General features: G+C 31.5%; 12 protein-coding genes. 6 read left to right on the forward strand and 6 right to left on the reverse strand.

The features are described 5' to 3' along the window. Positions 1-104: 104 nt before the first annotated feature. Complete coding sequence (locus tag Q0873_RS09240) at positions 105-1,055, forward strand: carbon-nitrogen hydrolase family protein (RefSeq protein ID WP_299106381.1); 951 nt, start codon at positions 105-107, stop codon at positions 1,053-1,055. Here Q0873_RS09240 and Q0873_RS09245 read toward each other — a convergent pair. Genes Q0873_RS09245 through Q0873_RS09270 form a run of 6 tightly spaced genes read right to left on the reverse strand, consistent with a single transcriptional unit; the run spans position 1,006 to position 8,026 of the window. Next, positions 1,006-2,379, reverse strand: coding sequence for a mannosyltransferase (locus Q0873_RS09245; protein ID WP_299106383.1), 1,374 nt, complete (start codon positions 2,377-2,379; stop codon positions 1,006-1,008). The two genes, Q0873_RS09240 and Q0873_RS09245, sit on opposite strands and share 50 nt — an antisense overlap. After that, positions 2,379-3,869, reverse strand: coding sequence for a cellulose synthase family protein (locus Q0873_RS09250; RefSeq protein ID WP_299106385.1), 1,491 nt, complete (start codon positions 3,867-3,869; stop codon positions 2,379-2,381). The genes Q0873_RS09245 and Q0873_RS09250 overlap by 1 nt, the downstream gene beginning before the upstream one ends. Continuing rightward, positions 3,869-4,564, reverse strand: coding sequence for a glycosyltransferase family 2 protein (locus tag Q0873_RS09255; protein WP_299106387.1), 696 nt, complete (start codon positions 4,562-4,564; stop codon positions 3,869-3,871). The genes Q0873_RS09250 and Q0873_RS09255 overlap by 1 nt, the downstream gene beginning before the upstream one ends. Continuing rightward, a complete protein-coding gene (locus Q0873_RS09260) occupies positions 4,561-5,070 on the reverse strand; it encodes a hypothetical protein (RefSeq protein WP_299106389.1) in 510 nt (169 codons plus the stop codon). Before Q0873_RS09260 ends, Q0873_RS09255 begins: the two co-directional genes overlap by 4 nt. Next, entirely contained in the window at positions 5,060-6,682 is a 1,623-nt protein-coding gene (locus Q0873_RS09265) for a 4Fe-4S dicluster domain-containing protein (protein WP_299106391.1), read from the reverse strand. The genes Q0873_RS09260 and Q0873_RS09265 overlap by 11 nt, the downstream gene beginning before the upstream one ends. 3 nt (positions 6,683-6,685) lie before the next feature. Beyond that, positions 6,686-8,026 (reverse strand): FAD/NAD(P)-binding oxidoreductase, encoded by a 1,341-nt coding sequence (locus Q0873_RS09270; protein WP_299106392.1) that lies wholly within the window; start codon positions 8,024-8,026, stop codon positions 6,686-6,688. A gap of 141 nt (positions 8,027-8,167) precedes the next feature. On the opposite strand from Q0873_RS09270, the gene Q0873_RS09275 reads away from it, so the two are divergent. The 5 genes from Q0873_RS09275 (at position 8,168) to Q0873_RS09295 (ending at position 12,546) form a co-directional block, all read left to right on the forward strand. Then, a complete protein-coding gene (locus tag Q0873_RS09275; protein ID WP_299106393.1) occupies positions 8,168-9,040 on the forward strand; it encodes a transporter in 873 nt (290 codons plus the stop codon). 114 nt (positions 9,041-9,154) lie between these two features. After that, on the forward strand, positions 9,155-10,153 hold the full coding sequence (locus tag Q0873_RS09280; RefSeq protein WP_299106394.1) for a glycoside hydrolase: 999 nt from the start codon (positions 9,155-9,157) through the stop codon (positions 10,151-10,153). Continuing rightward, entirely contained in the window at positions 10,140-10,871 is a 732-nt protein-coding gene (locus tag Q0873_RS09285) for a hypothetical protein (RefSeq protein WP_299106395.1), read from the forward strand. The genes Q0873_RS09280 and Q0873_RS09285 overlap by 14 nt, the downstream gene beginning before the upstream one ends. Continuing rightward, positions 10,868-12,127 carry an outer membrane protein assembly factor gene (locus Q0873_RS09290; RefSeq protein WP_299106397.1) on the forward strand — a complete coding sequence of 420 codons (1,260 nt, stop codon included), beginning with the start codon at positions 10,868-10,870 and terminating at the stop codon, positions 12,125-12,127. Before Q0873_RS09285 ends, Q0873_RS09290 begins: the two co-directional genes overlap by 4 nt. 11 nt (positions 12,128-12,138) lie before the next feature. Beyond that, a complete protein-coding gene (locus Q0873_RS09295) occupies positions 12,139-12,546 on the forward strand; it encodes a hypothetical protein (protein WP_299106399.1) in 408 nt (135 codons plus the stop codon). Positions 12,547-12,583: the final 37 nt, after the last annotated feature.

Consider the following 12,583-nt stretch of genomic DNA (forward strand, 5'->3'; position numbering starts at 1 on the left):
TTGAAATGTGGTTGAAAAACCACTTTCTTTTTCTTTTTCATAGCAATTTTTCCCACTCAGTTTTTTTGAGTGGGTTTTTTTATATCTTTATCTGAAAAGATCGTATGCCTAATAACTTCCTTAAAATAGCTCTAGCCCAAATTAGCCCGGTATGGTTGAATAAAGAATTAACCATAAAGAAGATAGAAAATAGTATTGTAGAAGCCTCTCAAAGTAATTGCGAACTAATAGTTTTTGGAGAAGCATTATTACCGGGCTATCCTTTTTGGATAGAATTAACAAATGGAGCACAGTTTAATTCTCAAGTACAAAAAGAAATACATGCACATTATGTTAGAAACTCAATTACTATTGAAAAGGGAGAACTTAATTCTATTTGTTCACTTGCAAAAGAACATAATATAGCTATTTATTTAGGTATTATGGAAAGAGCACTTAATAGAGGAGGACATAGTATTTATGCATCACTAGTATATATAAGTGAAGAAGGAGAAATAAAATCTGTCCATAGAAAACTACAACCAACTTATGAAGAGCGATTAACGTGGTCTCCAGGTGACGGAAATGGATTACAAGTACATTCATTAAAAGATTTTACTGTTGGAGGTTTAAATTGCTGGGAAAATTGGATGCCATTACCTAGAACCGCACTATATGGTTTAGGAGAAAATTTACACATTGCAGTATGGCCAGGAAGTGATTTTAATACAAAAGATATTACGCGTTTTATAGCAAGAGAATCAAGATCTTTTGTGGTTTCAGTATCAAGTATGATGACAAAAGACGATTTTCCTACGGAAACACCACATCTAGATAAAATACTAATAAATGCAAAAGACACTTTAGCTAATGGAGGTTCTTGTATTGCCGGTCCTGATGGTGAATGGGTAGTAGCTCCGGTAATTCATAAGGAAGGACTAATTATTGAAACAATAGATTTTAATAGAGTGTTAGAAGAACGCCAAAACTTTGACCCTGTAGGACATTATTCTAGGCCAGATGTTACTAAATTACAGGTGAATCGTGAGCGTCAGAGTACCGTTTCTTATGACTAAACATTTCCCAAGCTAGAAAACCATATACTAGTACATATTCAAGAGCTACAAACCATAAATTTTCTTTCCATGGAGTATTAGCATATGCTTGATAACTTACTATGATTACAAGGCTCCATACAACAGGAAATCTATATTTTGTAAACACCGATAAGATTAAAAGTGTTGCAATATACCAAGGATGCATGGTTGTGGTTGTAAAGTAATAAAATGAGAGCCCGAATAACATTGCTGTTAGTAGCTCTTTAAAAGAATGATTTTTTCTAAAGAACGTAATAATCAATAGAAATAAAATAGTTAAAATAGGTGCTATTTTGCCAATAATAGCTATTTCGTTATACCCTCTAAATAAATAACCAATTTCTCTAGCGATATAATAAAAGCTTGCATTGAACTCAAAGTTTCTAAACCATAAACCAACAGAATTTGCGTAGTTATCTATTAAAGCTGAAGATAGAAACGGAATAAAAAACAAAATGATACTTAGTATGGTAATAACATAAAAACCTACAAGTCGTTTTAATCCATTAAAAATAGAATCTTTATTATTTACAAACCATTGAAAGAAAAGAGGTAAGAATAACAACGGAATAAGCTTTACAGAAACAGAGCAAGCTAATAAAACTGCACAGAGAACCCATTTTCTTTGAGAGAGTAGGTATAAAGACCATACTAAAAAGAATAACATCACCGATTCAAAATGAAGATTACCCGTAAGCTCAATAATAATAAACGGATTTAGAATATATAGAAAAATACTATGTACTGGAAGTTTTAGTTTTTCAAGTAGTTTTTTACCAAAGTATAAGATCCCTAAATCAGCTAGTATAATTAAAGATCTCATTACAATAACACTTCCTAAAATACTCTTATTGAAAAGCAATGCGGCAATAAAAAAACAAAGCTGGTTGATAGGTGGGTAATTGGTGTAATGACTTCCGTTCATTGCTCCCATACCTTCGTATAACTCCACAGCTTGATTTACTGGGTAATTTCGTAATTCAATAAAAGTTTCTGGTAAGGAAAGATAAGGGTTTAACCCTTCTAAAATCATGCGACCATCCCAAATAAAACGATAAAAATCTTGTGATAGATTAGGGATAGCAAACAAAAAAACCAATCTAAACAGAATAGAAATCCCTGCTAAGAACTGAAAGTTATCTAAATTTCTTTTCCAAAGGAAATAAGAAAGACCAAATAAAGAACACCATAGAAAAACAAGGAGATTAAATTGAGTTCTTTCTAAGAAATAGGAAAAATAAAAATACAGTAATAAGCAAAGAATAACCAGTAAGGTATTACTGTATTTTTTTAAAATATTCATTAAGCTTTAGAGAAAATTGATTTGTAAAAAACATATCCAAATCCTATAAATAACATAAAATGGAAAGGGAATAGACCAAAATCTCCACCTTGATCTCCAACAACAAATGCGCTATACATACCAAAAGCAAAATACAAAGCTAATAAGCCTTCTATAACTACATTTAAAGAAGGTCTTTTTTTAATGTATTTGTTATTCTTCCAACTATCAGCTAAAGATTTTATATTAAACTTTGGAGTACGTACAAATTCACTTTTCTTTCCAATATGTCCTTCTAGTACTGCAATTGTATTGTGTAATGAGAATCCCATTGCTATTGAGAAGAAAGAGAAAAACGCTCCAATGTATTTTATAAAATTAACAAAGCCTCCACCATAGGTTCGTTTGTACATAAACCAATAACAAATGAAAAAGATCAGTGTACTTATAACGAAGAAACTCATTACAATAAAATATACTTTTAAATGCGCATATTCATTTTTAATATATAACATAGGAATACTTAACACAGCTACTAAAAAGATACATGTAAACATAGAGCTGTTTAGTAAGTGTAAAATTCCGTGAATTTTTGTTTTAAAAGAGATGGTATTACTCGTAATAATTTTCTTCAACATTTTTTGGAAATTCTCTGCGCCACCTTTATTCCATCTAAATTGTTGAGAACGAGCAGCACTAATAATTACAGGAAGTTCTGCAGGTGTTACTACGTTTTCTAAATATTTAAATTTCCATTTTTTTAATTGAGCACGATAACTCAAGTCTAAATCTTCCGTTAAGGTGTCTCCTTCCCAGTTACCTGCATCATAAATACACTCTTTACGCCATATTCCAGCAGTTCCATTAAAGTTGATGAAATGTCCTTGACTGTTTCTTCCAACTTGTTCTAATGTAAAGTGAGCGTCTAAAGCAAAAGCTTGAATTTTAGTTAACGTAGAGTAGTTTCTATTAATATGTCCCCAACGGGTTTGTACCACTCCTACTTCTTCATTTTTAAAATAAGGAACTGTTTTTTCTAACCAATCTTCTTCAGGTAAAAAATCAGCATCGAATATGGCTACAAACTCTCCTTTTGCAGTTTTCAACCCTTCTTTCAATGCTCCAGCTTTAAATCCAACACGATTCTCTCTTCTAATGTGTTGTATGTCTAACCCAGTTTTTTGAAGCTGCTCTATTTGTTTCCCAGTAGAAACAACCGATTCATCAGTAGAATCATCTAAAACTTGAATTTCTAATTTATCTTTTGGATACCTAATTTTAGCAATGTTGTTTAATAAACGTTCCATAACATACAGTTCATTAAACACAGGCAATTGAATCGTTATAAACGGAACTTCTTCTGGTTTAGATAAATCAAACTTAGCACAATTGTCTTGTTGTTTTCTAGATTTTAAGTAATTAAACAACAAGTTTAACTGTGCTAATGCATACATAAGTATTAATACAAGAGAAACGGTGTAAACCGTTATAATAATATATTCTAAAACCATTATTTAAAACTATATTTAAATATCCAACCTAATATTTTAACGCCCGCTAATATACTACCTTTTACGGTTCCTGAAACTTTAGAAACACCAATTCTATTCCTATATTTTACAGGGATTTCTGTGTAGCTTAATTTTTGCTTTAAGGCTTTTAATTGCATCTCTACTGTCCACCCATAAGTTTTATCTTCCATTTTTAAATCTAGCAGCTTGTTGTATTTAATTGCTCTAAACGGACCTAAATCGGTGAATTTTGCACCAAAAAATAATTTCATCAAAAAGGTAGCCAACCAATTCCCAAAAATTTGTTGTGGTGTCATAGAACCTTGTTCACGTAGTCGTTTTACACGTGCACCGATTACAAAATCAAGGTTATCATTAATAATTGGATTAACAATTTCAGTAAGTTGTTCAGGATAATCGGAATAATCTCCATCTAGAAATACAATGATATCAGGATGATTTTCTTGATTGGCTACATATTCCATTCCCTTTAAACAAGCGTACCCATAACCTTTTCTATTTTCGGTTAAAACAGTAGCTCCAGCATTGCTCGCATTTAATTCAGTATTATCCGTAGAGTTATTGCTAATAACAATTACTTCTTCTACTGTTTTTGGAATGTCATTAACTACATTACCAATAGAGTCTTGTTCATTATAAGCGGGGATAATTACTTTAATAATAGGGTTTTTCATTGTAAATCTTTAAGACTGTTTTCTTTTTTAAAGGAAGAAAAATCGGTCCATTCGTTTATTTTTTTACCGTTTTTAAATTTTACAGCTTTTACAAGCTTTTGTTTTTTATAAAGCAAGCAGTAACCATTTTTTTTGTCATTTTTAAGTTGACATTTATGATTTACATTTCCGTCATTGTCATAATACAACCACCATTTGTTTTGCTTGCCGTTTACAAAATGCCCCTCTTTTTCTTTAGAAGCATCTTTGCGGTAAAAGTACCAATATTTTATAGGAAGATTATTTTTAAAATGCCCTTCTTTTTTTAGAGTTCCGTTTTTATAATAGAACTTCCAGTATTTCGTTTTTTTATCTTTTAATAACCAGCCTTCCTCTTTAATTTTTCCATTACCATAAAAGGCTTTATGGTATTTTTTTTGAGAAAAGGATTGAAGTGAAAAAAGAAACAACACAAAAAGCATTATTTCTTTTTTACAGATATATAGATATAAACGTTTACTTTTCATTTACTAATTTCATCAAGTCAACATCATTTCCTAATAAAACTTCGGTAGGATTGATACGTCCTTTTTCAGGTCCGTTTTCTAATTTTAAAACTCCACGAGGACATACTGCCGAACAAACTCCGCAACCTACACAACTTGCACGAACAATATTTTCTCCTTTTTGAGCGTATGCACGAACATCGATACCTTGCTCACAATAGGTAGAACAATTTCCACAAGAAATACATTGTCCACCGTTGGTTGTAATTCTGAAACGAGATTTAAAACGTTGCACTAGTCCTAAATATGCGGCTAACGGACAACCAAAACGACACCATACACGGTTTCCAAATATAGGGTAAAAACCAGTACCGATTACTCCTGCAAACCAAGCTCCAATTAAGAAACTATAGGTGTCTTTAATCCATTGAGATTGAATTCCTAAAAACGATTGTGCTCCGGTAAAATAACAATATAATGTTACTAAAGTCATCACTAAAGAGAATACTAACACCGAATGAATTAACCAACGTTCCAATTTCCATGCATTTAAGCTCTTGTCAGAGTGTTGTCTGTACGGATCACCTAAAGTTTCCGCAAGTCCACCACAACCACATACCCAAGAACAATACCATCTTTTTCCGAAGAAATATACCATTACAGGAACAATAATTAACGTAAGTACAATACCCCAGACTAATATGAATATTCCAATAGCACCGCTATTTTTTAAGCTATCTAAGTTCCACTCAAAGAAGAAATCATAATCTAATGGAAAGGCGTTTTTAAAATCATACCCAGGCATATTTAAACTGGTCATAATTTCCGGAATCAAGAAAGCAAAAACTATTTGAAAAAATAACACAGAAGTTGTTCTTACTACTTGATATTTATTATGTCTGTATTTGATATACATTCTGGTTGCCATAACTATCATGATAACACAGTAAAGGAACCCGTATACAAACCATTGCGAACCTAACCCTCCGTTTAAGGCTTCACTAATTGGATCTAAAATATAAGTCCAGTTTACCACATAATCGGGCATAAAGTATAGTAACAGGTAAAAGGTAACTAAGTACACTAACACGAACCAAGCTATAGCGCCTTTGTTGGTGCTAGATTCTAAGTAGATACCGTTGTTTTTAATTCCAGGCCCTCCTAATAGTTTGTAGTTAGGTAGTATAAACAATAAAGCACCAATAATACCCAATCCAAAAGTAAGCCACCAAAGTAACCCTTGGTTTTCTTTTACAAATCCTTTACCTGCTTTTTTTGCTAGATCGAAACTTAACGTATGTGGTTTTCCAAAGATTTTATATTGATACTGTTCTCCTTTTTTATCCCAGTTTTTTTCAGCATCATATTTTGCAATTAGGGCATCGTAATGATCATTTGAAGCTTGATAGGCAGCTCGAACGTTGCTAGAAAACTCAAAAATGTTTAAGTTTTCTGAAGTAACAACTGCTTTTCTAAGTTCTTCTTCGATGACTTCACTTTTATAGTTTTTCTCTTTTAAAAATGCATCTAATTCTGCCGAGGTCAAATTAAATGAACCTAAGAAAATACTACCCGTAAAAATTGATAGGCCAATTAAAAAAATGACTAGCCCGATATATTTAATATTCTTCATGTTTTAAACGCTAAAAATTCGTTTCCAACTCTTCTTCTTAAGTTGAATGTTAGTATTGTTTTCTTTGTTGAATTTTGCTACAATCTCTGGCTCGTGAAGTTTATAGAATTCAGGATCAAAGTTGGCATCTGCTAAATGTTCTAAAACATACTCAACAGTTCTTTTTTCGGTAAGAACTTTGTCAAAAAACTCATGACGCATTCGAATTCCGAAGGTATTTATACCAATAAATTCTTTAGATTTTTTATCGTAGTTAATGTGAATGCATTTTTTACCACTTTCGTGTTCCCAGTAAAAACGTGCTTCATTATCTTTTGGTTGTGCCCAAACCCATCCATAAGTTTGATATTCAATATCAATAAACTTAGCAGAGTTAAACCAATGTCCTGGTTTGTATTCAATACGATTTCCACAGATTGTTTGAGCTACAGTTTCTCCCATCATTCTTCCAGTGTACCAAACAGCTTCAATTGGTCTTCGTTGTCCAATAGCTTCATGTTGTTCTGCACAATCACCAATAGCATAAATATCCTTGATATTGGTTTCTAAAAAACGATTTACTTTTGCTCCTCTACCTGTTTCAATATCGGTATCTTTTATAAAATCAATATTTGGTGAAACTCCGGCTGTAAGTCCAACTACATCACAAGCAATTTCTTCACCTGTTTCAGCTATAACTACCGATTTTGCTTTACCATTGGCGTCTGCTTTAATTTCTTTTAGGTTAACTCCTAAACGTAAATCAATATGGTTTTCTAAGATTTCTCTGTTAATCATAGCAGATTCTTGTGCTGGTAAAACACCATTCCAAAAACTATTTTCTCGTACTAAAAAAGTAACTGGAATATTCCTACTATGTAGCATTTCGGCTAATTCAATTCCAATTAATCCACCACCAACTATAACAGCTCTTTTACACGTTTTGTTATCTGGAGCATACTTTTCTAAGCTGTCAAGATCTTGTTTATGATACATTCCCATAACACCTTTTAAATCTTGACCAGGCCAACCAAATTTGTTTGGTTTAGATCCAGTAGCAATAATTAACTTATCAAATGATAGTTTTTCACCATTTGTAAATTCAATTTCCTTTTCTGTTGTATGAACTTTCGTTACAAACCCTTTTTTCAACTCAATACGGTTTTTTTTCCAAAACCATGATTCGTAAGGTTGTGTATGTTCAAATTTCATGTGCCCCATATATATATACATAAGAGCAGTTCTTGAAAAGAAATAGTCTGTCTCTCCAGAAACAATGGTGATCTTTTTATCAGATAATTTTCTAATATGTCTAGCAGCAGTTACTCCAGAAATACCATTACCTATAATTACAACGTGTTCCATATAAGTTGATTTGCGAATTAGGTCGTTGTTAAAGTTAATAACTTAAAAGGAAGTTTAAATTTAGAATGAGTATAAATAAAGGTGTTGTGTAATTGATTCTAATGGACAACGACTTAGGTATTAATTGTTAAATTTTTAGACATGAAAAGTAGAATCACTACAGTTTTTATTTTAGTTGCAACCTTATTTGTTTCAAATGGGTATTCGCAAGAAGATGATAGCCAAGAGAAATCAAATATTCAAACCTACACACCATCAAAATTGTTAGATAAAGGACAATGGGATATTAAATGGTTCAATAACTTATATACAGAAACAAAGTTTGCAGATAGCAACGGGAACTCTCAAGATAAACTAAGAGAAAACTATTTTACTTCTACTGTTGAAGTTTTCACGGGAGTCTCTGATAACAATAGAATCAACATAGGTGCTATTGTAGAATTCCGTTCTAATACTATTGGAGGAAGACAAGCATTATCTGTTTTTAGTTTAGAAGATACAAATACCGATAGAAAAGGAATTAGTTCTATTGCTCCTGCAGTTAAATGGCAGCCTTTAGAAAATGTAGGAAACTTCTCTGTGCAATCAGCAATTCACATTCCTTTAGAAAAGAATGAAACTGAAAATGGAGTCTTTTTAGATCAAACGAGTTGGATTTTTCAAAATAGATTCTTTTATGATTATACGTTACCTAATGGAAAATGGCAGTTATTTACAGAGCTAAATACAGAATATAGTTTTGGAGAAGAAACAAGTTTTGCTAATAATACTTTCTTGTTAGTTCCATCAGTTTTTATGAGTTACTTCCCTTCTGATAAATCTACTGTGTTAGGTTTTGTGCAGCATTCTCAAAGATTTGGAGATTTCACACAAGATTATACAGCTTTAGGATTTGGTGGAAAGTACCAAATAACGAAGGTTTTAAACTTAGAGGTATTATATAGTAAGTTTGTAAGAGGAACTAACAATGGACTAGGTCAGAGTTTTAATTTAGGTTTAAGAGCGTTATTTTAAAATTATGAGTAACTTGGGAATTATGAAACCCAAAACAGGGTAGTTAGTAATTCAAGTTATTATTGTTAGAAATAGAATTTTTTACAATTCATAACTATCGTAATTTTATGGTAAATGAAAATAGTTAAACTCATTTTGGTAAGCTTGGTATGTATATCATGCTCAAGCCAAACTCAAAAAATTAATGGAGTTAGTTTTGTAGCGTCTTCAGAAGCTATAAATAAAGAACATATAAATCCAGTAAAAAAGGTGTCAGCGAATTACGTAGCGTTGATGCCTTTTGGCTTTATACGAAATATTGCTTCTCCTAAGGTAAATTACAATGCAAAATGGCAATGGTTTGGAGAAACAAACGATGGGTTGAAACAATACGCTCAAGAGTTAAAAAAAGAGTCATTTAAAATAATGGTAAAACCTCAGATATGGGTTTCGAAAGGAATTTATACAGGTAAAATTGAAATGACTTCTGAAGAAGATTGGAAAATTTTAGAAGATAGTTATTCCAGTTTTATTCTTGAGTTTGCTCGAACTGCTGAAGAATTAAATGCTAGTATTTTTTGTATAGGAACAGAGTTAGAAAAGTTTGTAGAGAAACGACCAGAGTACTGGAGTGAGTTGATTCAAAAAATACGAAAGGTATATACAGGAAAACTCACCTATGCTGCTAATTGGGATGAGTTTAAGAGAACTCCGTTTTGGAAAGATCTTGACTTTATAGGAATAGATGCGTATTTCCCATTGAGCGAAAAGCATTCACCTTCGATTGAAGAGTTTGAAAAAGGATGGCAAAAACACAAACAAGAAATAGCAAGAGTTAGGGAAGAAGTAAATAAACCTGTTTTATTTACAGAATATGGTTATAGAAGTGTTCATTTTACAGGGAAAGAACCTTGGGATTCAAATAGGGTTAATGGACAAGTAAATCTTGAAAACCAAAAAAATGCCTTACAAGCAATTTATAATCAGTTTTGGAAAGAAGATTGGTTTGCTGGAGGCTTCCTTTGGAAATGGTTTATCAATTATACTGAAGTGGGAGGAAATGGTAATAATAGATTTACTCCACAGAATAAACCTGCCGAAAAAATAATTAAACAAAATTATGAGAATAAGTAGTTGGTATATTATTGTATTTGCATTATTACTTGGTTGTTCTTCTGAAGACAATGGTAAAGTGTTATTACAAGAAGTGATTACTATGAATTCTAGTTTAATACAAGATGAAGTAATTGCTTGTGCTGCCAGTAGCAAAACCGATAATAATACTTCCTATATTTTTTATTACCCAATACCAAAGGCAACTAATATTAGATACTTTGAAACGGATCGTATTGATGTAGATAAAAATAATTTCAATCTTTATAAAGAGGTTATATTACCTAAAGAAGATGTATTCAATGGGTATTTAGAAAGATTTGTTAGAGAAAGTAACAATGAAGTATGGTGTATTGTAACATATAATTCAGAGGGTAAATTCCATAAATCCAATCCAATTCGATTAAAGAATCAATCAAAACCAACCGAATGGAGTGAAAAAGTTATGATTGATTTTGCACAATCAAAATCTCCTAAGTTTAGTTGGAATGATGGAGTACTCAAAGAGAATGTTATTTACTTTCAAGTAATCACAGATGCAAATGAAAATTTATTATCTGGAACCTATACTTTTGAAAAGATGTTTCAATACTATAATCTTTCTAATGTAGTGTTGAATATAACTAGACAAACACCACCTCAATTAATTTCAGGAAATAATTATGGTTTTACTATGATGGGAGTAAGCGAAGATAATTGGGTGAATTTGGTGGAACAAAAAAGGTTTATGATAAAATGATAAGAATAATTGTAATAGCGTTTTTGTTAATTGGAGGCACTTTATTTTCTCAAGAAAATAAGATTGAGGAAATAATTATCAAAGGAGCTAAGAAAACAAAGATTTATGAGTTAAAGAAGTTGCTAACTTCTAAAAAAGGCAAAGCCTTAGACTCTGTTTTATTGAGTGATGATATCGCAAGATTAAAACGTTTACCAGCGATTTCTCATGCTTATTATCAGGTCTATCATTCTCATGAGAATAAATACAACGTATTTGTAAATGTTGAAGAGAATTTTACCATTATTCCAGAAGTCAATTTTTGGACGACTACCAATAAGAAGCTAGCTTATAAAGTTGGAATTAGTGATTACAATTTTTTAGGAAGGAATATTGCATTTGGGGGGTTTTACCAGTATAATGGATTTAATTCCTATGGTATTAATTTCAGAGCGCCCTCGCTATTTTCAAGAAAATGGGGAATTGCGTTTCACCATCAGAATTGGATAAGTGAAGAACCATTGTATTTTGGTAATCAAACCGCCAATTATCGTTATCAGAATATATCGTATGAAACACTTGCTTTATATCAGATAAATAACAAACATCAACTACAGTTTGGAATAAACTTTTTTAAAGAGAAATATGACTATTTATCTGGAGATGTCGCGAATAATGTACCACAAACATTAGATGAGAATAAAAAGCTATTAAAACTAATTTATACATTCGATAATCTAGATTATTATTATCAATACATCAGTGGTTTTAAAAGTCAGTTTTATGGGCAATATGTTACTTCGGAGAATGAGTATCAGGATGACTTTTTAATATTTTGGAATGACTTTTTTTATTACAAAAGATTGGGTGATAAAGGAAACTGGGCAAATCGTTTACGAGTAGGATTATCTTCTAACGCAAATACACCATTTGCACCATTTGCACTTGATAATAATGTAAATCTTAGAGGGGTTGGGATATTGGTAGATAGAGGTACCGGAAGTATAGTTTGGAACACAGAATATCGTCATACCTTATATGAAAAAAAGTGGTTTATATTACAAGGAAATGTCTTTACAGATTTTGGTACTTGGAGAAACCCAGGAGGAAACTTTTCAGATTTTGTAGATAGCGATAATGTGAGAATTTATTCTGGTGTAGGATTACGATTTATCAATAAAAAAATATTCAATGCAGTTTTTAGAATTGACTATGGATATGGATTAACAAAGGGAGCTTCAAGAGGGTTTGTTTTTGGTATCGGACAGTATTTTTAATAGGTAACTCTATGGGAGATATTTTAAAATTGGCTCGAATACAAATACTTTTCATTGTATTGTTTGCATTTTTTAAATTTATTAGACCTCCGGTTTTAAAAAGTAATGCATTTGACTGGATTAAGATTGCTTTATTATCATTGCCAAATTTTTTTGAAGGAGTTATAGGAGTGCTAACCTTAACAGCAATGCTACTTTATTTAAATAGTAGATTTCTAACAAAAAAGCAGCAAGTCAAAGAGTTTCTTGTGTATGGAATAGCTTTAATTCTTGCAGGTATTTATGTGATTACCCAAGAATTTAAAATACATAATCTAGGAGGTGAGAATGTTTATGACAAGAATGATGTTATATTTTCAATTATAGGATTAACAGTTGGATATCTGATAATTGTTATATATAAACCTAGAATAAATTAAAAAGCCCATAAGTTCAAAACTTATAGGCTTTTAAAAT

The sequence above is a fragment of the uncultured Tenacibaculum sp. genome (assembly GCF_947498805.1).
GTDB lineage: Bacteria > Bacteroidota > Bacteroidia > Flavobacteriales > Flavobacteriaceae > Polaribacter.